Source organism: Commensalibacter melissae (assembly GCF_009734185.1).
Lineage (GTDB): Bacteria > Pseudomonadota > Alphaproteobacteria > Acetobacterales > Acetobacteraceae > Commensalibacter > Commensalibacter melissae.
In genome coordinates this window covers 511,123-536,441 of the sequence record NZ_CP046393.1, presented here as the reverse complement: position 1 = coordinate 536,441, position 25,319 = coordinate 511,123, and the positions used below count along the sequence as shown (strand labels likewise).

19 protein-coding genes and 1 riboswitch are annotated in these 25,319 nt (G+C 37.8%); all 19 genes read right to left on the bottom strand.

Annotated elements, in window-relative coordinates; translation table 11 throughout:
- Nucleotides 1-8: 8 nt before the first annotated feature.
- The 19 genes from GN303_RS02415 to GN303_RS02325 all read right to left on the bottom strand — a co-directional run bounded on the left by GN303_RS02415 (nt 9) and on the right by GN303_RS02325 (nt 25,223).
- Nucleotides 9-2,420, bottom strand: coding sequence for a TonB-dependent receptor (locus tag GN303_RS02415; RefSeq protein ID WP_110438656.1), 2,412 nt, complete (start codon nt 2,418-2,420; stop codon nt 9-11).
- A riboswitch (TPP riboswitch) is annotated at nt 2,412-2,504 on the bottom strand. (Overlaps the previous gene by 9 nt.)
- 42 nt (nt 2,505-2,546) lie before the next feature.
- Entirely contained in the window at nt 2,547-4,727 is a 2,181-nt protein-coding gene (locus GN303_RS02410; protein ID WP_110438655.1) for an FUSC family protein, read from the bottom strand.
- Between the two features lie 115 nt (nt 4,728-4,842).
- A complete protein-coding gene (locus tag GN303_RS02405) occupies nt 4,843-6,960 on the bottom strand; it encodes an FUSC family protein (RefSeq protein WP_110438654.1) in 2,118 nt (705 codons plus the stop codon).
- A gap of 158 nt (nt 6,961-7,118) precedes the next feature.
- Nucleotides 7,119-9,029, bottom strand: coding sequence for a hypothetical protein (locus tag GN303_RS02400; RefSeq protein ID WP_110438653.1), 1,911 nt, complete (start codon nt 9,027-9,029; stop codon nt 7,119-7,121).
- Nucleotides 9,030-9,100: 71 nt separating this feature from the next.
- The gene (locus GN303_RS02395) at nt 9,101-11,254 is read right to left on the bottom strand and encodes an FUSC family protein (protein WP_110438652.1); all 2,154 of its coding nucleotides are present in this window, start codon (nt 11,252-11,254) and stop codon (nt 9,101-9,103) included.
- 33 nt (nt 11,255-11,287) lie between these two features.
- The gene (gene lnt / locus GN303_RS02390; RefSeq protein ID WP_110438651.1) at nt 11,288-12,862 is read right to left on the bottom strand and encodes an apolipoprotein N-acyltransferase; all 1,575 of its coding nucleotides are present in this window, start codon (nt 12,860-12,862) and stop codon (nt 11,288-11,290) included.
- Nucleotides 12,863-12,924: 62 nt separating this feature from the next.
- Nucleotides 12,925-13,773 (bottom strand): GNAT family N-acetyltransferase, encoded by an 849-nt coding sequence (locus GN303_RS02385; RefSeq protein WP_110438650.1) that lies wholly within the window; start codon nt 13,771-13,773, stop codon nt 12,925-12,927.
- A gap of 55 nt (nt 13,774-13,828) precedes the next feature.
- Complete coding sequence (locus tag GN303_RS02380) at nt 13,829-14,272, bottom strand: Fur family transcriptional regulator (RefSeq protein ID WP_110438649.1); 444 nt, start codon at nt 14,270-14,272, stop codon at nt 13,829-13,831.
- 175 nt (nt 14,273-14,447) lie between these two features.
- Nucleotides 14,448-14,897: a ribosomal protein S18-alanine N-acetyltransferase gene (rimI, locus tag GN303_RS02375; RefSeq protein ID WP_110438648.1), complete on the bottom strand. Its 450-nt coding sequence runs from the start codon at nt 14,895-14,897 to the stop codon at nt 14,448-14,450.
- Between the two features lie 21 nt (nt 14,898-14,918).
- The gene (locus GN303_RS02370; RefSeq protein WP_110438647.1) at nt 14,919-15,611 is read right to left on the bottom strand and encodes a tRNA threonylcarbamoyladenosine biosynthesis protein TsaB; all 693 of its coding nucleotides are present in this window, start codon (nt 15,609-15,611) and stop codon (nt 14,919-14,921) included.
- A gap of 4 nt (nt 15,612-15,615) precedes the next feature.
- On the bottom strand, nt 15,616-16,233 hold the full coding sequence (locus GN303_RS02365) for a malonic semialdehyde reductase (protein ID WP_231504054.1): 618 nt from the start codon (nt 16,231-16,233) through the stop codon (nt 15,616-15,618).
- A 52-nt stretch (nt 16,234-16,285) separates the two neighbouring features.
- Entirely contained in the window at nt 16,286-16,852 is a 567-nt protein-coding gene (locus GN303_RS02360; protein WP_110438646.1) for a NifU family protein, read from the bottom strand.
- A gap of 201 nt (nt 16,853-17,053) precedes the next feature.
- The gene (locus GN303_RS02355) at nt 17,054-18,286 is read right to left on the bottom strand and encodes a tetratricopeptide repeat protein (protein WP_110438645.1); all 1,233 of its coding nucleotides are present in this window, start codon (nt 18,284-18,286) and stop codon (nt 17,054-17,056) included.
- 29 nt (nt 18,287-18,315) lie between these two features.
- Complete coding sequence (locus GN303_RS02350) at nt 18,316-18,756, bottom strand: ExbD/TolR family protein (protein WP_230873027.1); 441 nt, start codon at nt 18,754-18,756, stop codon at nt 18,316-18,318.
- A 52-nt stretch (nt 18,757-18,808) separates the two neighbouring features.
- The gene (locus tag GN303_RS02345) at nt 18,809-19,231 is read right to left on the bottom strand and encodes an ExbD/TolR family protein (RefSeq protein WP_370552732.1); all 423 of its coding nucleotides are present in this window, start codon (nt 19,229-19,231) and stop codon (nt 18,809-18,811) included.
- Nucleotides 19,232-19,275: 44 nt separating this feature from the next.
- Nucleotides 19,276-20,211, bottom strand: a complete 936-nt coding sequence (locus tag GN303_RS02340; protein WP_230873026.1) for a MotA/TolQ/ExbB proton channel family protein — start codon at nt 20,209-20,211, stop codon at nt 19,276-19,278.
- A gap of 455 nt (nt 20,212-20,666) precedes the next feature.
- Nucleotides 20,667-21,380, bottom strand: coding sequence for an energy transducer TonB (locus tag GN303_RS02335; RefSeq protein ID WP_110438642.1), 714 nt, complete (start codon nt 21,378-21,380; stop codon nt 20,667-20,669).
- A gap of 93 nt (nt 21,381-21,473) precedes the next feature.
- Nucleotides 21,474-22,605 (bottom strand): peptide chain release factor 2 gene (prfB, locus tag GN303_RS02330; protein WP_110438641.1). Its coding sequence is split into 2 segments (ribosomal slippage): nt 21,474-22,535 and nt 22,537-22,605, totalling 1,131 coding nucleotides; the frame shifts between segments, so codons are not numbered across the junction.
- An 80-nt stretch (nt 22,606-22,685) separates the two neighbouring features.
- Nucleotides 22,686-25,223, bottom strand: coding sequence for a penicillin-binding protein 1A (locus GN303_RS02325; RefSeq protein ID WP_197037468.1), 2,538 nt, complete (start codon nt 25,221-25,223; stop codon nt 22,686-22,688).
- Nucleotides 25,224-25,319 lie beyond the last annotated feature (96 nt).

The following is a 25,319-nucleotide window of genomic DNA, read 5'->3' as shown; positions in this document are numbered from 1 at the left end:
CCTGACTTTCATAAAGCGGACGTTAGCGTTAACATTGTGGCAAATCCTCCACCAATGTTATAATAAGGTGATGAACCCTTGATTACAGTCCCATTTTTTCCAACCGTATTATGAGCATTTGATGTTGGAGTACCTATTCCTGACAGATGTTTTTGATCAGTTATATTTATAAAATTAAGCCTGATTTCTGGATATTTTGCAAAAGAAATAGAATCAAAACGGTATCCAAGTGCAAGATTGCCAGTTGCATAAGAACCCATTGCTTCATCATTCATGAAGGTGGCATATTGCTTGCCTACCATTTTCATATTTCCATTGGCAAAAAAATGTCCATCATCATAGGTAAGCCCTACTGCAAACTGCCAGGATGGACTTCTTACCGCTTTTTTTCCTTTGGTAAGCAAATAATCTCCACGTGTTTTAAAATCATTATCCATGGTTGCATTTAAATACTCCCCTGATATATAGGGGCTAAAATGATGCCAGGGTTTCAACCCTAATTCAGCATCTATTCCACGTGAGGTCTGTCCACCCGCATTAATTGAAGATCCTATCCATGCATTGTTTTGTCGTAAAACTGTTTTGATCATGCGATTGGTATAATTATAGTTAAAAAATGTAACGGAACCAACCAGTCGTGGACCATTATAGCGATAGCCAATCTCTTCCTCGATAGAATATTCTGTTTTCAAATGATTTGTCCCCTTCTTTGTCAATGTTCCAGAATTTGGATCATAGGTATCAAACAACGTTGATTGATGGGGAACAGAAAAATTTGTACTTGCGCTGACAAAAAGCTGGTGTTCTTTTGTGAATTGATAAACCATGCCAATTCTGGGCAATGGTTTGGCAACATTGTTACCGGTACGATATTGAGGTCCTGGAATACGATTATATCCAGCCTGTGATAGCATAACTTGCTTAAATCCCACATCAATATGCAGTTTGTTATGAAGAAAATTCATGCGATCCCCGATAAATACCGCATTTACTTGCGTAATTATACTTGTATCCCTTGCATAAAGTGGTTGACCGTCTGGTAAACGGATCGTCTTGCCTTTCCCCCCCCACAAGTCCCATGGTTTGCCATTTTCTGATACTGGCGTAAAAGGTTCATTTATCAAGTTGTCTGAATAATCATACCAATATCCCAAGTATAAATGATGATGTTTTAATCTTAAATGTAATTCTGGAGTAAAACCTGAACGATAAGTTCGCTGGAACCAATCTCCCATAACCATTCCCTGACCGTCAACAGCCCCTGGAATGGAAATGCTCCCTTCCACAGGAAGCTTACCCTGCCATAATCCATGATCGGAAAGCATAGCTCCATATGGCGTATTTCCATAACCATATTGAAAATAGGGAGTTACTGTAAATTGCAATTTATCTGTCAGCGTGAATTGTCCCGGAGTTGCAAGATAAATTTGCTGAAAGGTTTGCTGATATAATTTCCAGTAATTACTATTGTCTACTCCATTATGATACCATGTGCCTGAATAATTATTACCGTTTTTTATTCCGTTCATTTTCCATTCATGCTTAGTGGGCGTATAATAGCTGCTCATCAAAGAGCGGTTCCAGTTACCAAGCAATGAAACCCGATTGTCACTCCCCCATTCTTTGGTAAATTTAAAATCAACATGTTGACGATGATCATATCCGGCTCCACGCCAATTGTCCCCATCCGTATAAGAATAGGAAATAAAACCCTTAATACCCGTTTTGCCAATTTTTCCAGTATCCATACGGGCAAAAATCTTACCCGTATGATAAGAACCATATGAAAACTGGGTCATTCCACCCAGATGATCAGATGGTTCACGAAACTTGATGTTGACAATGCCACCGGCAGCATTAAAAACAGGACTGTCAAGATCGGGGCTTCCCTGACTTAAACCTACCGATTCAAGATTTTCCATATCAACAAACTGATTCAAATAGCCACCGCCATCGGACACATCATTTAAGGGCATTCCCTCTAGAACATATCCTATAGAATCAGAAGTCATTCCCCTTACCGTCATGTCCGTTTGTGTGGCAAGTCCGAAAGGATCCGATCCCGACACATTTGCACCTGGCAATAGACTTATAAGATTGTAAACATTGGACGTGGGTGCCTGTTTATGAATAAAATCCGAAGAAACGGTACTAAGGGATCGAACGGAATCTTCTGGTCTAATCAATCCCCCACCAGCTTGCTTACCAATATATCCATTGGCAGAAGGATAACCACGGAAAGTTCCCTTGACTATAATCTGCTCACCAGGATCAGACTGCATTTCCTGTCTCGTTATCGAATGAGTTTCTGGTTGAGATTGAGTAATATGAATATCTTTTGCCTGAATAGAGGGAAGCCTCCCCAAAATAGGGATTAACAGTAAAAGATAACGTACAAAAGCAAATAAAATTGATCGCATTAAGTTCCTCCCTTCGCTGGCATGACCCAGATCAGGTTCTACGGGTTTATTCTCAGCCCCTAACGGACACCCCGGTGATTTATAACAAAATGATTTTTATCAATTTTTTAATTAATTACAAGTCTTTTATATGACACTATCCTCTTTTAGCAGGAAAGGATGAGTTACATCCAGAAAAGCCTTGTTTTTATCTAAGGAATCAGCAATGACAGTCAAACAAGATACGGCGGCAATAATCTCCATACGAAGGGCGAGATTTTTTTCATTTTTTTCACGCTCTCTCAATCTTTTTACAACCGCATGACAAACCGCGACTGTCCGACCATATTTACCGCTATATTTGGAGATACGTCTTAAAACAATTCTCAATAAGATCTTTATATCTTCAGTCACAACATCATGATCGATCATGGAGTGCAAACGAAGTATATTCAATCCGATCATCATCACTGCCACAGTACCCTGGCTATATGCATGAATCAATTTTATATTGGACTCACCACTCAACTGTCGAACCATATTAACCAACAAAGCGGCTGTTTGAAAAAGCCATATCCGGGGACTTCTTTTATAAAAAGATACAGAAGCGAGTGCATGCATTTTTTTCAATAGCATTTGCCGTAAATGCAAACGGGTTTTAAGAGGACTATAGGGATATATTATCCGGAAAGAAGCAATCGCGAAAAATATCCCCATTAGCAAAGCTAGGGAATTATTGAAAAATGTTGATTCATTCAACCTGACCTGGTTATCCAGCTGCAACATATAGGGTAAATATGCGGCATAGGAAGCGGATACAGGAAGCGTTTTCAAATTGGCAATTCCCAATCCACCCAACATTGTAGGAATAAAAAGTGCCATACAAAGAGATTCGAAATTTCCCAACGGTGGAATGAGATAAAGCGTCAAAATACTTCCTGCCAATAATGCCCAAAATGTACCTTTAAACCATCCAAAAGTAACTTGTGCAGGATTTTCAAACAAACAGAAACGTGCACATCCCATTCCAGTCAGGGAGACCATGGTTCCCCCCATATTCCAGCCTGTCATATACCACATCAAACTGGCAGATATCATTGCGACAAAAGTTCGCAAACCATTTTTCCAAGCCAGATCAAAATTTAAAGGTGCAGAAACATAAAACTTAAAATGATCATTTTTAATAGGATGACTGCTTTTATGATATTCCTCTAAAGTAACTTCTATCTCACCCAGTAATTCACTTAACTTACGAAAAAGAATACGGTCGTTAAAAACAATTTCCCTCTGTTTTGCCCCCTTATCGGGAGTTTCAGTATCAATTTTCTTGTAAAAACTATCTGTAATATGCTGTCGACATTCCCATCTCAGTTTATTCAAATAAGATTGGTCCAAATTAAAATCATGATCATTTTCAATGGAATCTAAAATTCTTTTTAAACATTCCTGAACATTGGGAATGATACTAGCAAAATCAGCTGTTACATTCTTGAAATGCTGCATTCGTATGGATAGACCCATACTTCGCGCCAAAACAGCTGTCACTGAAAATAAAGCCGCATGTGCATGATCCCCTGTATGATCATTACCATTCATTTCAATCTGCCTGAATTCAATTGAATTATCAAAACTTATAACCGAAGTCAGCAATTCCTGTGAATGCAAAACCATCTTTTCATCTTTTGACAGCATATTGACAACAGACTGAATCGTTTCACAGATTGCAAATTTAAGATTATTGTTTAATTGGATTCGAGCATTTTTATCGATATTAACATCAAAAAAACGACCCACGAAACTATCACACCAAACCCCGAGAAGAATATAAGTGGTTCTGGCCATTGCCATCATAAATGTTCCATGTGGATCGTTTATGGAACTAAAGGCAATTATCGCACAGGTATAACCTGATAAAACCATGGCATACGCCTTGAAACTCTGCATGCATGTTCCACACCAAACACAAAGGGCAACAAAAGAGGCAACTGTAATGTTAAATAACCATGGCTGTTGAGGAAAAACCGCAACAAAAACAACAGCGGCAATAGCTCCAAAAACGGTTCCAACACCACGCCAATATGCCTTTGATATCGTTTCCCCACGTGATGTGTTCCTTGCACAAACCCAAACTGTCATGGGAGCCCATTTTGGACTATCCAATTCCAGCCACAAAGCGATTGCCAATGCCAAAAAAGAAGCAATGGTAGTTCTAAGGGCAAAAATAAATGCTGACCAGCCTGGGGCATAAATCCAACGGTAATTTTCTAAGAAATTTTTTCTGGACCATGAATATTTTTTATACCACGGCACATTGGCGGATCCGATCACCTACTCACAAAAACCTTTTTATTTTTTAATCACATAAATATGATGACAGTTTCCAAACTATTCTTTTTTTTGAAAAATGAAAAGGGATTACTGGCAATTTGATAATGTTCAATAGCTACAACCGTAAGAAAGATCCGTTTTTATCCAAGGCATATGAAATAATTATTAGGGAAGAAATAGCGGCACTGATTTCTATACGGATTGCCAGATTTTTTTCATGACTTTCCCTTTCCCGAAACCTAGAAATGGCACGATGGGCAATCACAACAGTTCTTGCATGTGGACCATATTTGGCATGACGGCCATCAAATTTCGCAATACGTCTTAAAACAACTTTTAGAATATTTTTAATATCTTCCGTCATGATGTCATGGGCAGCCATCGCTCTCAACCGAATGATATTGACACCAATCAATGTCACGGCCATCGTTCCATGACGATAGGTTTGCACCAGTGTCGTATTTCGGTCCTCATCAAGCTGACGCATTAACACGACAAAAGCTTCAATTACATAACTAATCCACTCTCTAGGTAATGGAACAACAATAGCATTCGCCAAATGATGCATACCATGAAGCAATTTCTGTCTTAACTGAAACCTCAATTTACGAGGTTGGTAAGGAAAAACCAACCGATATGCGGTAAAGGCGAATAATCCACTCATGAAAATGGCCATTGAATCATTAAAAAAGGTTACTTCATCCATTCTACCAACATTAGTAAATCCAATCATATAACAGAAAAAAAACATGCATGCCGAAGCGATCGCAGCATATTTTGGCACCGCCATTGCTAATCCCCCGATCATGAACGGAATCAAAAGCACAAAATAGAGAACCTCTATATTCGTAATAATAGGCAAGAAAAGAAAATTATAAATAAATCCACCAAATATAGCCCAACACGCCCCCTTGAACCAACCCTTACAGGCAAGCGAAGCATTCTCAAATATACAGAACCGTGCACATCCCATACATAAAAATGCAAGAAAAAGCGGACCGTAGCTCCAACCAGTAATTTCCCAGGCAATACAACCAAATGTTATTGCCACAAAAGCCCTGATCGCATTTCTCCAAGCCCTTTTGAAATCATAACTATTTTTGACAATAAAACGAAAGTGGTCTTTCAAGGTCATATCTCGACTTTTAGCAAATTCTTTCAGAGTAACTTCTAATTCTGCCAAAATTTCACGTAAACCTTGATATAATATACGATCATTTAAAGTTTTTTCTGCATATTCATCATCCGAAATTTTTTTTTCTTTTAATACACGGTAAAAACTATCAGCAATACGTTGTCGGCATTCCCATCTTAGTGAATTCAAAGCTTTTAAGGATGCATCAATGGAAACACCCGACTTAAGATGATTTAGCAGTTCCTGCAAATAGATTTGTGTAAGGGGTAAAATACTTGAAAATTGTAAATTTTTCCCTTCTGTCTGTTTCATTAAAATGGATAAACCCGAAGCTTTGATAATCAAACTCAAAACTGAAGATAATACAGCCCTGGCATGATCCCCTGTATGACCTGTACCCTGCATCTCCTTTTCACGAAACTCAATATTATTATTTAATGAAATAACGGATGCCAAAAATTGATCTGATCGTTGAACCGCCCAATCATCTCCATTCATCATATTAATAACGGATTTAACAGCCTCTTCAATTGACAATTGTAAATCCTCTGTCAATTTTCTATGGGCCTGATGATGCAAATTGAGATCAAATAGGCGAGCGGTAAAATTTTCTGCGAGTATACCCAAAATAAAATAACTTCCCCGTGCCATTGCGAGCATGAAAACATTATTTAAATTATCAACGGCACCATATAAAACAATGGCACAACTATATCCTGCCATCACCATACCCAGAGCCCTGAAATTTCTTGTGCAACTGCCAATCCAGCAACAAAATGACACCCAAATGGCAACTGAAATTTCAAAAATAAAAGGCTGTTGTGGAAAACAGCCCGCAATAACCAATGCCATGATAATACCAATGACATTTCCGGTAATAATCCAATAAGCTTTGGAAAGGATTTCCCCACGGGATGAATTCTGGGCTACAATCCATACGGCCATAATTGCCCAACGCGGACTATCCAATTCCATCCATAAAGCAATGACCAATACAATATAAGAGGCAATGATGGTTCTAAGCGCAAATATCAAGGCTGTTTTTTGTGGGGCAAATAACCAGCTAAATGACGGTAATGTAAAATCGCTAAGACGCATCTGAATGCCTGATCTTCAATATACAGCTTTAGAAAAGGGATATATCAGAGATCAGAACAAATAGCATCAATTAAATATTCATAAACGCCATGATAACATTTACTTGACTTTGTTATAATAGGAAAAAAACATCATGATTTAACTTTAAAAATATTCCCTCACCGATTAAAATTATAAATTCTCAAATTTTTATCAGAATAAACACTGGTTAAATCTGTATAAGGCATATAGCTCCAAACCGGATCATAACGTGTAACAATTATTGCATTACACTGAAACTGTTTAATCAAGGCCAGATCCTTATCATTGGCCTTACCGTTATAAAACTGTCTGATCGCATGATCCATCAATTCAACCTTGTCACCCCAGTTAGGCCCAAAAGTTTTGACATAGCTAATATTTTGAAAACAAAATTTTCTGTTAACCATTACAGGTGGCAATAGATTGCCCCCCCATGGTTCAAAAGTCTCGTTTTGATGAATATTAATTAGTAATCTGTCCTGTTTATGGGTTTGGTGAGTTATTTTGTTTAATTCTTTTAAACTTGGTCTGGGTCTATAATAATCCGCACCGAATATCAACATTTTACTGAAATTTAATGGTTCAATAATACCAATTAGAGCAATAAATATAAAAATTACTTTTTTGAAACTGGAACAATATTCATTGACATAAAAAGTGACAATCGTTGTTCCTGTCAAAACAAATAATAAAATTGCACGCCAACCCAAATCGTCATTATATATACTACTGTGAATGAATAAAGAAACAAAAATTGACGCTAAACAGATAAATAATATTACCCTAAAAGATGGATCAATCTTTATTCTTTTTAATAAAATCTCAAATATCAAACAATATAATCCAATTATTATTACCGGAAACCATAAAATCACTGCCCCAGTGAAAAAGAAAATAAAATCTATAAACTGTTTATAAACTGATGAATTATAAATAAATATACGTATTGGAAAACCGGATTCCCTTACAGGGACGGTAATGACATTATACATAATCGGTAAAATGATTATAAAAGATCCAAGAACCAGCCATAACCAGTTAATTAACACATTTTTTTTATTTTTTTTCCCAACTATTTGTTCAACAAAAATCATTAATGATACTACCGCAAACGTAAGCCCCCCAACCCATACCGAAAAGCTGAATCCGGCACCAACCAAAATAATAATTGAAAATAAAATTATTTTATTATTTAAATTTCTTGCGCCAATCAAAAATAAGGCCAAAACTGAACATGATGCAGCCAAAAGATGTTGTGGCACCCAAGCGGCTTGAACAATCCATGATTCTAGGGGATGAACATTTGATAGAATTTTAAAAAGTTTATAACCAGTCAATAAATCGACAAAAGAAACAATCGAACCAGAAAATAAAAAAAAACAAAATAAGTATTGGCCTTTTTTTTTATTAATAGATTTCGAAAATAATTTACTTAATAAATAGAAACAAGTAAATATAGAAATAAATGCAGAAATAAAAGCAAGAATAATATCGGCATTTAAACCTGAACAATGGAAAAATACAACAATATTTGCTGACAATAAATAAAAAAGATAATAATAATGAAACAATTCCCCTGCAGATGGATCAATACAGAAAGGATTTATTATAGGAAAGCCATCCCTAACAATTGAATTAACCAAGGCTATTTTAATATGGTCAAATAAGGGTGTAGAAATCCCAACATCAGATCCATTTATTTTGATAAAAACACCTGATACTGCTATAAATGACAAAATCAGAGGTAAAATAATAATCGGTTTGTCAGAAAAACCTTTTTTATAACACTCAATACTCGGTTTATTGATCCAAAACGTCAGACCCAGAGGAAATAAAAATATTATAGCGGCCTGAAATGTTCCAATATTAAATAAATTATTGATCCATAATGCAGTTATTCCCAAAATAGCGATACCTAAAGGGAAAGATAATTCAAAAGATCCATATTTATTTACTTTTCTGGCAAATGGATATCCGACAACATAACTGTAAAACAGTAAAATTACGGTAATAATCATTAAAAATAAAAGATTGGAAACAATAAACATAAATTATACCATTCAAATAATTTTATTTATTCTATTCAATAATTAAAATTATTAATCATAACAGGGGCACATTAATTATCACTGTATGATAAATTGAAAAATGTAAGATTTTTTTCCAATGCATAATGTATTGGTATTAAACATGCAATTGCCGTACCGATTTCAAGTCTTTGTGCAAGGTTCTTTTCATGACTTTCCCTGTACTGTAAACGTCGAATAGCACTTTTAATGATCAAGACAGTCCTGACATGATGTCCTCCTTTAAAATGACTTATTCTTCTAATAACAACACGCAATTGATTTTTGACATCCTCAGGTAAAATGTCATGAATGATCATTTTTCTCATTTCAATAATATTAATCCCGATAACCATTACCGCCAATGCACCTTGATTATACCGTCTAATCAGTGTTAGCTCCTTAGCGGGGTCAAACTGCCTCATCAATGAAACAAACCAGTCCGTCGTTACCGCAAGCCATTTTCTTGCCGGAGGAATGGTCAATAATACTGGCAGGGTATGAATATCTTTTATCATTCTTTGACGAATTGATTTTCGCACCTGAATTGGTGAATATGGTGCGATATATCGGAATGAAAAAATAGCAATCGCTGCCACTGCCACAGTGGCAAAAGCCGTATTGAAAAAAGTCAGTTCGTTCATTTTATCCTGATTATCAACAACCAGCATCAATGATAAAAAGATTGTGAAACTCATCCCTATACCACGGGTTGGCAAATTATAAATCGCCAATCCCCCGATAAAAGCTGGAATGAAAAAAGCGATACAGAGCAACTCAATCGTATTTGCTGACGCAATTAAGGTAACATTCATAATACCACTGACAATCATGGCCAAAACTGTGCCTTTTAGAAAATCCAATGAAAATTTATAACTATTTTCAAAAAGGCATAGGCGACCACAAATCATACAGGAAAATCCGAGAGCATTTGTAAAATTAGGCCAGGCAGTAACTTCCCAAATCAGACAACACAAAATCACCACCAAAAAAACACGCAATCCATTCGACCAGGCCAATCTGAAATTAAGCAGTGGAGGCATTCTAAATGTAAAACGGTCATGCAGGGGAGGATTGTGAACCATTCTGTATTCCCTTAAAACCACTTCCAACTCGCCCAATAATTCACTTAAAGCCCGATATAAAATTCTTTGATGTAGAAAAGACTGTTTTTCAATAGATTCACGATCTGAATAATTTAAAGCCGTATCATGAAAAATATGATTGGCAATAATCTGTCGACATTCCCAACGAAGATCGGCAAGCTTTTGCATATGCGCTCTAAAATCCATATTCTTATTTATAAATTGAATCAGAGATTGAACATAAGTATGAACTTGCGAAAAAATACTATGGAAATCATTTCCTGCCTCTTTGAATTCCCGCATGTAAAGCACTAGATTCATTAATCTAGTCAAAACAATGACTACAGAAAACAAAGTGGCATGAACATGGTCAATCATATGATCGTTACCAGTCATTTCAGCTTTTCTGAATTCTAGGGTATTTCTTGTTGCAGCAATAGCAGAAAAGGTTTCCCTTACCCGGTAGACAGCCTGATAATCACCATTAAAAACATCCTTGATAACATTAAGGGCTCCTGTTATGGCCATTAAAATATTCTTCTCAATATTAGATCGAGCCTGTTTCTCCTGATTATAAGCAAAAATACGTTCAACTAAATCCTGACACAATACAGCTAAAATAATATAAGTGCCCCTGGACATTGCCAGCATAAACACATTTTCAGGATCAGAACTTGCTGTAAAAGCGATAATTGTACAGGTATATCCTGCCAAGACAACGCTATAGGAACTGGAGCTACGGATTAGGCTTGCAAAAAAACAGCAGCCCCCTATCCAGCAAGCCAGACATATTTCAAATAAAAATGGTTGCTGAGGGAATGCGGCAACAATCAAAACCGAAACAACAACTCCGACTATGGTTCCCACAATACGCCATTTTGATTTGGTTATCGTCTCTCCCCGAGAGGTTTGAGAAATAATCCATACTGTCATAACAGCCCATTTGGGGCTATCCATTTCCATCCATAAGGAAATTGCCAAAGCAAGAAAAGAGGCAATGATTGTTCGCAATGAGAAAAAAATGGCTTCTTTTTTAGGAGCGTATAACCATTTAAAAGATTGTATATTTGGTAAAAAAACGTTGAATTTAAACCAATTCAACTTTAAACGAATATTCTCCATCCATACAACCTTGTTCTTTAGCCCTTTAGTTAATTATTTCCCCCTCGAGAGGAATTTGCCTGCTACTCCTGTAAAAATACAAATAAGTGACAAACAAAAAGGAATAAAACGATGTCCCAACGAAAACAACGTAAAAGACAAAGCTCCTGGTAACGCAACCGCCCTTACTCCTTTGACGCCCCAGTCAATCTGGCTTATTTTTCTTCCATAAGAATCATAAACTGCTGATATTCCCGTATTTGCTACACGCACAACTGGAATTCCTTCCTCCACGGCACGCAATCTCGCCGCAGCAAGATGTTGTCTAGGACCGGCAGAATTTCCATACCACGCATCATTTGTTAAATTCAATATCCATTTTGGTCTATTTTTATAATCAAGAATCTGTCCCGAAAAAATAACTTCATAACATATTAATGGTGCAAAAGAACTTACTCTTGATAAATTCAATGTGACATTTCCCTCACCTGGTGTTAAAACCTGTCCAGGTACAACATGAAATGGAATATACCAAGGTTGGGATTCACCAAAAGGTACCAATTTCACTTTATTATATACATGATCAATCGCTCCATCCGGTTGCCTTAAAACTACCAAACTATTGTAAAGAATATTTGGTTCTTGCTGGGTGATGGCCCCTATAATACCGAAAGAGGCATCTGGATTATTTTGCATCATAACTTTTCTGGCTGCGTCATCATATTGAATACTTCCCGGAAAAGAGCTTTCAGGCCAGGCATAAATGATAGGTCTTTCAAACTGCCCCAATTCTTGACGCAAGGTTACCGCCTGAACAACCGCATCCGAGGTAAGTTGCATGTATTTCTGGAAAATTCGGCGAGGATCTGTATTCGCTATCTTGTCATCTTCAGCTATATTTCCCTGAATTAAGGCAACAATGGGTGTATTATTATCTGTAATAGGCGGTTTTTCTACCAAACGGTAAGAACCAAATAAAGCCAAACCACAAATAGTTCCAGCGATAATCATCCATCCTTTTTTTCCATATAATGGAAGCAAGACGAGAATAACCGTTATCAATGTCAATCCATCCACTCCAATAAGGGAAGCGGTCTGGATAAAAATATCCCCTATCCTGCCAGGGATCTCCCAGGTACTGGCCAAAGGATTCCATGGGAAACCTGTCAAAACAGGATTCCACCAATTAGGCGGCAACATCACCGCTCTGGACATATCACAAACGGTCCATAAACCAGCGAAAACAAAAATTTTTAATTTTTTTGAAGGTTTTATCCAATAATAGAAAAGCGTAGGCAAACCCGTCCATAATGCAAGTAATATCGCACATAATGGAGATACAATTGGAACAAGCCACCAAAAGTCCTGTGCCCGTATCAGTATAGCATTTACAAGCCACGATAATCCGATTGTATGCAAACCAAAACCAAACCAGTACCCTTTCATCAGGGCACATTTCCAATTTTTGGAATGATCAATTGAATGCAGAAGTAACGGAAATGACAAAAATAAAATAAATATAAAATAGGTGGGTGGAAAAGCCAAGGCAGATATTCCTCCCAAACCTGTGAGATATAATGCCCCTTGCCATCCTTTTAAGTCATGCCATTTATCCAAATGAAAATCCATTTTCTTAATGTATGAAATAACTTTATAAAATAGTTTATAAATTTTCAAACTTCATGAATAATTCAAAATTCCAATGCGTCTCTCAAACGACGTTCATAATGACGATAGTATTTATCTGCAATGAGTTCAGTTTTAAGAATTATTGCAACATCCGTGGTATTAAATTGCTGATCGATAACAGCACCATCCCCAACATATCCTCCCAGTCTTAAATAACCCTTAATTAAAGGAGGAAGTTCCAATCGGCAACGAAAATGATCCAAATGATGCGGATCGACACGCAACATTTCCACACGACGCTCTGGCAAAGCCTTGACTAACAAAGCTGGGGGTGCCAATTGAGTTTGATAAAGATAGGTTAAGATTTCGGCATATTGATCGGGGTCTGTTCCCGGGAAACTTGCACAACCAAATAAGATATCTATTCGATAATAAAAAATATAGGCAGCAATTCCCTCCCACAATAACTGCATTGCGGATCGATTACGATATTGCGGATGGACACAAGAGCGACCGACCTCCAAAAGATTGCCAGGATATTCCTGTAATACGGAAAGATCATATTCTGCACGACTGTAAAAACCACCCGCCTTGTCGGCATTTTCCTTTCGAATTAATCGATAGGTTCCCACGACCCGCTCATGATCAGATATTTTATTATAGTCAATTACCAGTAAATAATCTGAAAAGTCATCATATTCATCAAAATCTCTTTTAAGATTACGAATACTCTCGTTAGGAATCGCTCCCATCTCTTCATAAAACACTCGATAACGTAAAGCTCGGGCTGCATCCTTTTCCGATTCTGTCTCGGCCAACCTGACTCCTAGGCTACCTGAACGTAATTCAACAAATTTATCTCTTCTCAATTCTAAAGTTGATAAAGAACCGCTTCTCTTTTCCCTATGCATATTTTCTTTCTATATAAATCATAAACCAAAATAATTTATATATATCTTGTAAAAATTACGAATCTTGTTCTGTCTTAATACGGCGCCCAAACAGTTCCAACCGATGCTGAACCAGTTCGAACCCTAATTTTTTCGCCATGATCTCAATCATCTTGATATGCTCAGGATCTTCAAATTCAATCACTTTTCCAGTATCAACATCGATTAAATGATAATGCGTTCCCTGTTCAGTCACTTCATAACGGGCACGTCCCCCACCAAAATCATGTTTTTCCAGAATACCCTTTTCTTCCAACAAACGAACAGTACGATAGACCGTGGCTACAGAGATATTATTATCCAATTTTGAGGCCCGTCGATATAACTCTTCAACATCGGGATGATCATGGGCATGCGAAAGAACATGGGCAATAACACGTCGCTGCCCGGTCATTTTCAGACCTTTCTTAATACATAACCGTTCTATATGAGATAAATTATTCATTTTTTCACGTGTCATACAATTCATTCAATTATTACAAAGAAGCCTATATGCGCCCTAACTGGAATACGGACAATTGCCAAGTCAATTTTCAACAAAAATTATAACTTCAAAAGATAGCTTTCTTCAAACTATTTATAACTTAATTCAAATCATTAAAAAAGATATATTTCTCTATTTACCAAGAGTCGTTCTAGGACAAAGACTTCAGCATAAGATAAGCATTCTTATTTTTACCATAATAATCAACCCTTTTTGTTTGAACTTCAAAATTATAATTACAATAAAGCTGATATGCCTTTTTATTATCTTCAGCAACTTCTAAAAAAACTGATTTGATGTTTTCCATTTTCATTTTTTTTATAAATTGCTCAAGAATGGCCTTGCCTATCCCTCTTCCCTGAAAGGGGGGGGAAACAGCAAAAGTAACTATTTCCGCTTCATCAATAATTTTGGAGTAAAATAGAAAACCCAGCATTACATTTTCTTTATCCATATAGACACATGCAGAATGTGTAGGTAAAGCCATCAGTGTTTTGAAATCTTCAGGTTTCCAATATTCATGTTCTGGAAAAGCGGATTGATGTAATAATGCCAATGGATATTCTAAACCATTTCCCTCTGTAATAAATTGTATCAGCATCACTTCATTCTCTCGGCATTTTTATTTTGGTGCTTTTCGCAGTCCACCAGCAGGTAAACTCGCTTTGGGAGGATCTATATATAAAGGATAGAGTTTATTCGTAACTTTATCACCCTGATCATAATGATCCGCAATCTTGGCCATCATAACTGCATCCGCCTCATTTATAGAGGATTTACGCCAATTGACTTTTGTTGGAATAAGAGGTTTTATAATTGGAAACGCTTCACCTGACAAAATAACTTCTTCTTCCGGCCATGGTATATCAACAAAATCGAAAGCTTTTATTTCAGATTTTTGATTGGTTTCAATAAATACCCTATTTCTTCGGGCCAAGGTCATATGCCAAACTAATTTACCAGAATAGTCTTTTTCGATATATGGAAAAATCGCCTCACCACGGCGTAAAGGGACAACCGGACAATGTAACCCTGTTTGCAATCCCAATGAGAATGCAATGGAAGCCCTCAATCCCGTAAAAGATCCAGGTCCAATAATAATAGAAATAAGATCAATCTTATTAGCGACTAAATAACCGTTCCGTACAAATTCATTGAAATAGATTGGAAATCGTTCTGGGGCACCTCGTTCAAAGGATTTTTTTTCACATTCCAACCTATATATTTGATCCTTAACAACAACAGAAATAAAATTAGGTGCCTGCTCAGATGCAGAGGCACCATTAATGACTAAAATTGTTTTATCGTTTTTCATAGATTTACAACATTAAGCAGGCTTCCTCAAACGCAAGCCTTTCATTTCGTTCCCCAATATTTTCTTTATTCCCGTATCCCAAACATATCAAAAAATTGGAATGCCAACCCTGTTCTTCAAAAAACAGTCGATCCACCATTGTATTGTCAAAACCCGATAGGGGAGCAACATCAAGCCCCAATGAGCGAGCTGCAACAATCATATATCCTCCCTGCAAAGTAGAATTGCGCAAAGCCGTCTCTTCAGCAAATGGCATGTCTCCCGCATACCATGATCTCAATTCAACCGTTGGATATAAAATCGGTAATTTTTCATAAAATATTGGATCATATGCTACAATAACAATAACAGGAGCGGATAGTGCCAGATCAATATTCCCGTCTGTAAGGGCGGGTCTCAATTTTTCCTTACTTACTGGATGACTAAGAAAAGTAAACCGAGCCGGCTGGCAATTTGCAGAAGTTGGACCCATTTTTACCAAATCATAAAGCTGATACAAGACGGAAGATTCCACATCCCTATTTAACCAAGACCTAGGAGTCCGTGCCAAATTAAAAAGACGATCCAGACATTCCATAGGCAAGAAAGATTTTTCATCCATTTCTTTTTCCAATTCATTCATCCGAATTGATTCGAGACGTAGATATCTTTAATATTTTCTTTAGCAAATAAAATTAAATTCTTACTTGCTCCACAGTAATAACCTCAGAAAGATGTCGCTGCAGAATCACTTCCACCCCATGTTTCAAAGTAATTGCTGAAGAGGGACATCCCTGACAGGATCCCTGCATTCTTAAATAAACACATCCATCCTTATAACCGTAAAATATGATATCGCCACCATCTTTGGCTACAGAGGGACGAATTTCCGTATCTAATATCCATTTTATTTGCTCAACAACTGCTTGATCCTCAGGTGCAACTTCCATCTCGATCACATTGACTTTTGAAGTTTTATCGAGAAGGGGTCTTTTCATCAAGAGAAAATCCATAATGATAGCACTTAACGCTGATTTCAGCCCATACCAGGAAACTTTCTTGTCTTTGGTTACAACAATAAAATTGTGACCAAAAAAAACACGTTTCACACCCTCAACATCAAACAGGCTCAAGGCGAGTGGCGACTTATATGCAGCCTCTTTATTCGTAAAATCAATTGTCTGGTTCGAATCAAGGATCGGTTTACCCAAAATGAATTTCAATGCATGATTGTTTGGTGTTTCTTCCGTATGAATAAGCATTCCCAGTTCCTTAATCCCTCCACCTTAAATAAACAGATTTTACCCAAATAAAAAACCTATCAAGAAATATGTCTTTTAAGTGGATTTATCAAAATAGGCAAATAAATAAACAATTTTTAAAAAATATCGAAAACTATCCTCTTCACGAAAAAGCATATTATTATTAATTACTTAGTATTTCAATATATCCTATTTCAAGATTTAGGTTTTTGTCTGTAATTTAATCAGCCATAAATCAGCAATTTCTTTTATAACTCCCTGTGCTTGGATAGATTTTAGATTTTGAATTGATTGATTTTTCTGGTTAACTTGTAGTTGTGCCATAGCATAATGAAGCAACGCCTCATTAGAATCTTTCAACGTTTTTTTCAGTGCTTCCTTCATCAATAGTAGACCTGACTGACCTTTACCGTCCATAACCTGATCATATCCAAGCATCAACATATCATCACCATTTGGTGCCTTTTCGAAAGCTTCCAATTTTGCAGGCAACGCTGATTTATTCTCGTTAATTTTATCCCGAATAAATTTCCTAAGTCTCATAACACGTGTCGAGTTATGATCCGTACCCAATAATCCCTTGCCATAACCAGCCGCGAGGATTTTCAATGCGAAATGCGGCATATTGGCTTGCATTGCCACTTCCGCCATTTCCATATATTCTTCACTGGTCCTCATTAAATTCATGTTAAAACGCAAATTGAGTATTTCAAGTTTGACAGAGGATGATAAATCACGGCTGGATGATAGTGCCGCCATAATATGTCCCCAATATTCGGCTTTGGGATAATGCATAGCCAATTGCGTGTAACTATGTCGCAAACCATCCTGATCTCCAAGTTTTTCTTGGCAATTAGCCATAATTTGCCACTGGGATTCAGCTGGTACCTGACCATTTTTTATTTCTTCATCTATTTGTTTTTGCTGAGCTGTCATTGCTTCCTTATAGTTATTGTTAAGAAAATATGACTGGATCAACAATGTTTTCATGTGTGTATTGGTACCACCAACCAAAAAATACTGTTTAATATATTCTATTGCCTTCACATATTGTCGAGCTCGATAGGCAAGGCTGGCCTGCGCCATTCTTATTTGAATTTTTTCAGATGCAGACGTACGTGTGGAATTAATCAATTCATCATATCCGGTAAAGGCTGCATCAAGATTATTCTGCTTGATTGCCAAAGCAATCCGCAAATGTTCAATAATATTTTTTTCATAGGCGGAAGGATTTGGAATTGTCTGAACTTCCTTAAGCGCCGCATTGGCCTGGGCAATCTTTCCCTGTTTCATAAGATGTTCTATATTTTTTAAAGGAGCAGCCATTTTTTGGCTTACCACTTCTTTGGATTCAATAGAAACTGAATATAAACCTCCAGCAATTCCCAATAAAGCCACCATCCATAAATTTCGCAATAAAGAAACAGGTTTCATAGTTTAATATCCCGATCTATCCTCATTCATTACTGTTGATTGGCAATTGTTATCTTTTTTACTCCTAACCGTTGGGCATCTGCCAAAACAATGGCAACATTTTTATAATTTGCCAATCGATTGGGCTTTACGATAACAACTGGCTGGTCAGAGTTAGCAGCTATTTCACGAAAACGATCAAGTAACGCATCCTCATTGGATATAGCAGTATCATCAATCGACAAACTATTATCAAAATCAATACCGATTGTCACCGTTTTTGGAAGTTCTGTTTCATTTACTGGAACTGCTCTTCCCAAGGCCAATTGTACGGATTGCGTCTGTAGGGGAATAGTTATGATCAACATTACCAATAAAACCAGCATTACATCAATCAAGGGAGTCGTGTTAATATTTACCATTACCTCTTCTTCCTTTTCACCTTGCTGAATCATGATTCTGCGAGCATGTCCAGAACGTAATGAACGCATTATACTATATCCTTTTCAATCATATAATCTGGCTTAACCCTATACCGTATTACTATTTCCTAATGGGTTTCGTAATAAAATCAACCCTACTGATCCCGGCTTGCTGACAATCCTGGATAACCTGACCAACTTTCTCAAATTTTGCCTGTATGTCTCCCCAAACTTGAATTTGGGGCTGAGGATGTAAAGATGCTACCGAAGCCAATTTTGCCTTTAATGCATTATCGTCAGGTAATAGCTGTTCATTCCAAAATATTTGACCATCCGCCTTAATGACAAGGGCTATATTTCCTACCTTGGTTTGAGTTAAATGACTATTACGTTCTGGTATATCAACCTTTACAGCGTGTGTGGCAACAGGAATAGTGATTAAAAAGATAATCAGTAGTACAAGCATGATGTCAACCAAGGGGGTTGTATTGATTTCGGATACCACCTCATCATTATCCCCTTCCGCGCTGATAAAATCCCCCACACCACGATTACCATTCAAATTAAAGCTCATGTGCCTTTCTTTCCTTACTCAGAGATCACTTTTTTATTATTCAGGTTTCCCCCAAGTAAAACTGTTTGAACATCTGCAGCAAAATTGCGAGTTTGATCCATAATCACTTTATTGCGACGAACCAGGAAATTATATCCCAGAACAGCTGGAACAGCCGTAGCCAAACCAATTGCTGTCATAATTAAAGCCTCGCCTACAGGACCGGCGACTTTATCCAAGGTAGCCTGTCCAGCGATACTAATGGCGGTCAAGGCATGATGAATACCCCAGACTGTTCCGAACAATCCTACAAAAGGGGCAGTGGATCCAACCGTTCCCAAAAAAGCCAGACCGCCTTGCAATTGTCCCTGTATCGTGTCAAGCGCTCTATGTAAGGCCATGGACACCCAGCTGTATAAATCAATCGTTTCCTGCAAGGAGCCTTCATAATGCATCAGTGCATCAATACCATTTTCAGAAATATATCGATAGGAAGAGTTACTACCTAAACTCTCCGTACCCTTTTTTAAAGTGTTTTGTTGCCAGAACTGTTTTTCACGCACTTCTTTTCCAGCACGCGTTACACGATTTTGGACAACAATTTTTGCAACGATTACATACCAACTCCCTACTGACATTATTGCCAACACAAGCAATGTTATCCTTGAAACAATATCACCCGCTTTCCACAAAGCTTTTAAACCATATGGATTTTCTGATGATTGAGGAACAGCTTCCGGTTTTACTGGGTTGTCTATGGTCGAAGAAACGACTGGATTTACGTTGCTACCCGCTGAATTTTGCATTGGTTGAGAAGCGGAGTTATCATGTGCAGTTGATGTTGGTATATTTTGCTGAGGCTGCTGTGCAAAACCATTGTTTATACCTGACAGGCAAAGCATTCCAGAAAATGCGGCAATCACAGTGAATTTAAAACGAATCAATCGAAATAAACTTTTATTTTTATCCATATTTAACACATTCCTTCGTTAATTTTACTGGGCAGTAATTTCTTTAAACAACCTCAGACAATATAAACATATTCATTGTTATTTATTTTTATATTGATATGAATAACCATCAACTTATAATTGATTATAGGTTCATTTCAAACCTATATACCATATCTGTTATCGAATTGGTGACGCTCTGGGATTGATTTTTGATAACCCAATAACGTAACGATCATGTTCCTTAAATATATTTTTACAAATATTTAAAGCATCAACTAAACCATCCCTAAAATTTTTGTCATAAAAATTCATATCATGAAAGCATAGATTATCAATGTTGGTCTGCCCAATATATTGTTTGGTAAATTTATTCATATTTTTCGACATTAACGTAACTAAATTTAAAGAAATTTTAACTTTATTTGCATTTAAGATGATTAATTGACATATCCAATCCAAAATAAATGAACCATTTATCCAGCACCTAATTTAAAACTGATTGTAAGACGATGATTTTTCTCTTTTACTGGCATACCGTTGCGTGTGGCTGGACGATAACGGGCAGAAGCCACATAGCGTAGAGCCTCTTCTTTAAACGAGTTTCCTCCCTTGGCTTCAATTACATTACAATTATTGGTATGGCCATCCGCTTCAATATCACAGGATAATATAACCCGACCTTCCTTACCCGCTGCTTCCATATCAGGAGGATAATTCATTTTAACACCATTAAGTGCACGACTGCCAGCACTTCTGTCAGGAGGACCATCATTTGGAGTATTCGACATCCCCTCACCAGATGTACCATTCATATTCCCTTGATTTTGACTATCGGATGCCGAGCTTTTTGCAGGTTGGGCAGCCGGTTCCCTTTTTTTGATTTGTTTTTTTACAATTTTAGGCGGTTTAGGTTGTACAGGGGCTTCTGTATTAATTGGGGGGGGCTCAATCTCTGGTGGAGGTGGAACAATCATTTCCGGTGCAGGTGGTTGTGAAACCTGTGCGGAAGCTGAGGATGCGGCGGAAGATACATCTACAACCCTTATTTCTAATGGAGCAGGCATATCTTCTTTTTTATTGGAATGCATCAGAAACAATAATCCAAGAATTCCAAAAATATGAAACAAAATAACAAGAATTAAAATACCAATAGATTCAATAGGATGACGTTGATTAAGATTAACCATGAATCATTTTCCATTTCCTGTGAAATTACTCATCTTCAATACTTATCCACTGATAAATCATTATTAGTCAAAGTTTTTAACAAAGCCTTTTTATTATGTTGCTTTCGCACTTGCTTCTGAACGTGTTGCCCCCACCCTTAAAGCCAGTGCCGCTGCCATGAAATCATCCAGATCACCGTCCAGAACAGCATCTGGATTGGTTTTTTCCACATCCGTTCGCAAATCTTTCACCAATTGATAGGGTGCCAAAACATAAGAACGGATTTGATGACCCCAACCTATATCAGTTTTATTGGCTTCTGTCTGTGCCGCCTCTTCCTCGCGTTTTTTTAATTCCAATTCATATAGACGGGCCTTCAACATTTCCATTGCTGTTGCCCGATTACGATGTTGTGATCGATCCGTTTGACAAGCGACAATAATTCCTGTTGGAACATGGGTAATTCTTATGGCTGATTCCGTTTTATTGATATGCTGTCCGCCAGCACCCGATGCACGATACGTATCGATTTTCAAATCTGATTCATTTACTTCAATATCAATTGAATCATCTATAACTGGATAAACCCAAACAGAAGCAAAAGATGTATGACGCCTTTTAGCGGAATCAAAAGGCGAAATACGAACCAAGCGATGAACTCCTGCTTCAGTTTTCAGCCACCCATAGGCATTTATCCCGCTTATTTGCAATGTTGCCGATTTTATACCCGCCTGTTCCCCTTCAGTACTTTCCAACATGGTTACCTTATAACCATGTTGTTCAGCCCAACGTGTATACATTCTTAACATCATCTCAGCCCAATCCTGCGCTTCCGTGCCTCCTGCCCCGGAATTCACTTCCAGATAACAGTCATTCCGATCGGCTTCACCAGAAAGTAAACTTTCCAATTCAAGACGTTTAACTTCTTTTTCCATTGATTGCAATTGTTGCAAGGCATCCTGAACAATTTCCATGTCATTGTCCTGTTCAGCCAACGCAATTAGGTCAAGATTTTCCTTGCAATCCTGCTCCAACCGTTCAACCCGCTCAATTTGATTGGCAAGCCCTGTTCTTTCCTGCATAATCTTTTGCGCATTTTCCGCATCATCCCATAGATTGGGATCTTCAATGCGGTTATTTAACTCGGCTAGACGATCTTTAGCTGTATCCCAGTCAAAGATGCCTCCTCAGCAGTTCTAAAGACTGCTCTATTGTTTGTTGGAGTGTATCACTCTCCGCAGACATACTCGTTTCCTTTATTTACCTTAAATGCAATTAATTATTAATCCAATTAACAAGATTTTAATAAAAATACAAGGTCAACCTTAATATAATCCACCCATACCTATATCTTCCCCTTCACCTGAAGATGAAGATTGACCTGTTTTTTCACCAATCTTTTTTTCACTTCCTTCATTAGATGGAGATACAATCCCCTCATTACTATCCATGGACTCTTCAGAATCAGGTATATTTTCAGCTCCTGTATCCTGGGCTGTCAACTCACCCGTTGCTGCCCCCTTATTCAAATTGATGCTAATTCCCGGGGTTTGTCCTTCCTTGAAAGCATCGGTTACACTTCCTTTACTCGTATCATAACTTGCTAGAAAAACACCTTCTGGTTTTGCAAAATCAAGTTTGGGACGATTAGCCAGAATGTTTTTCATGAATTCATTCCAAACTGGCGCGGCAACAACAGCGCCAGACATACCTTTTCCCAATGTTTTTGGCTGATCAAACCCAAACCATACTACTGTCACGACATCCGGTGAAAATCCTGCAAACCACGCATCATTAAAATCCTGACTAGTTCCTGTCTTGCCGGCAAGTGGACGATCTATCCCACGCGCTGCCGACATACCGGTTCCACGTTTCATCACGTCTTCCATCATGGTTATAATTTGATAGGAACTTTGAGCTGATGCAACACGTTTACGATGATCAATAATAAGGGGAAGCCTATCTGGATCTTCCGAATGTTCCAACTTCAAGACATCTGAATGCCAGATTACCTTTCCATTCCGATCCTGAATATAGTCAATTAAGGTTGGTTTTGTTAACAACCCCTCTGCCGCAATACTTGCATAGGCACCAGCATGACGGAAAACCGTTGTCTCCACAGCACCCAAAACGGCAGGTAAAACCTTAGGCATTGAATCTACTTCACCTAATGCAATTGCCAAATTTGAAATAGCATTCATCCCGACTTGAGCGGCCAAACGAATGGTGACCAAATTCCTTGAATAACGTAAGCCATTATGTAACGCTGTTGGTCCCCAGAATGTTTTTTCATAGTTGTTTGGATGCCAGCTACCTGCTGAAAAAGGGGAATCCATAAAAATCTGAGATGGCGGAATATTTTGTTCCATCCCCGCCAGATAAGCTATGGGTTTGAAAGAAGAGCCTGGTTGTCGTTGAGCTTGTGTTGCTCGATTAAACTGTGACTCAGCAAATGACCATCCACCAAACATGGATAAAACGCGGCCTGTCTGAACATCAACAGAAATTAACGCACCTTCTATCAGAGGAACCTGACGCAAGGCGACTTTACCATTATTAGCCAAAGGCTCAATTAAAACAACATCTCCCATTTTTAATGGATGAGAAGAACGCTTTGTCCAACTTACATCCTTATTTTCTAATAAAGCCAATTTCTCATTCTTATTCTCCAACCATCCAACTTTTCCCGTACTACTATTCAAAACAATGGCAACACGCCATGCATCCAATATCCCGGCAGGATTTTTTTGTCTGGCTAGCAAATCACTCCATTCTTTTCCATCTTCAATATTTAAATGATTTATTGCACCTCGCCAACCATGTTGCCGATCATATTTCATTAATGCCTGCTGCATTAACCTTGTTGCTAGATTTTGATTTTTCAGATCCAAACTCGTATGAACTTCCAAACCACCCTGCATTGTTTTATCCATTCCATAGCGATCTATCAGATCACGCCTTACAGCCTCGGAAAACCATTGTGTTCCTGCCAAAGGTCCACGTCTTATAACAGATTGTGTCACTTGCAGAGGTTCATCCATTGCCTGTTTCAAGACTTCTTTGCTGATTGCACCAGTTTCTAGCATACGGCTCAAAACGAAATTACGACGTTCCAGCCCTGCTTTTGGATGATGATAAAGATCATAATTATAAGGAGACTTCGGCAATCCACCGAGATAGGCCGCTTCTGCCACGGTCAGCTGATCAAGATTTTTATGAAAATAAGTTTGTGCGGCCGCAGCAACCCCGTAGGCACCATCACCAAGATAAATTTCATTTAAATAAATTTCCAGAATTTGATCTTTGGTCAGGGATTGTTCAATTCGAATTGCCAAGATAGCTTCCTTAATCTTGCGATTCAAATTCCGCTTATTGTTAAGCAACATATTACGCGCAACCTGTTGCGTAATCGTTGAGGCCCCCACCAGACGCTTACCTGACGTTTTACGGAACATATCTTGTACAACCGCACGTACAATTGCCAAGGGGTCTATCCCGCCATGAGAATAAAAATTCTTGTCCTCTGTCGAGATAAAAGCGTTCTTGACCCGATCCGGAATAAGGGTAATAGGAACAAATAATCTCCGCTCTGATGCCAATTCTGCCATGACACGATCATTATTGGCATATATCCGGCTCATAACAGGCGGGGCATAATTTTTCAACCCCTCAACAGTAGGCAAATCCTGTACGGCTCCCTCATATTTTATCCAGGCAAATAATCCACCTCCCGCAAGAATAAAAAGGAACAAGCCTGCAAGTATTCCAACCAACATCCGCCATATACGGTATCTGGGGCGTTTTATAATTGAATTACTATATTTATTACCAGTATTAGACGGATCAGAATTTTTCGAAGACATAAAAAAAACTCTACATCAATTGTGAAAACTCGATTATTAGGAGTTATTCTTATATAACATTTTTAATATGAGTAAAAAACAACTATGTTGTTATTC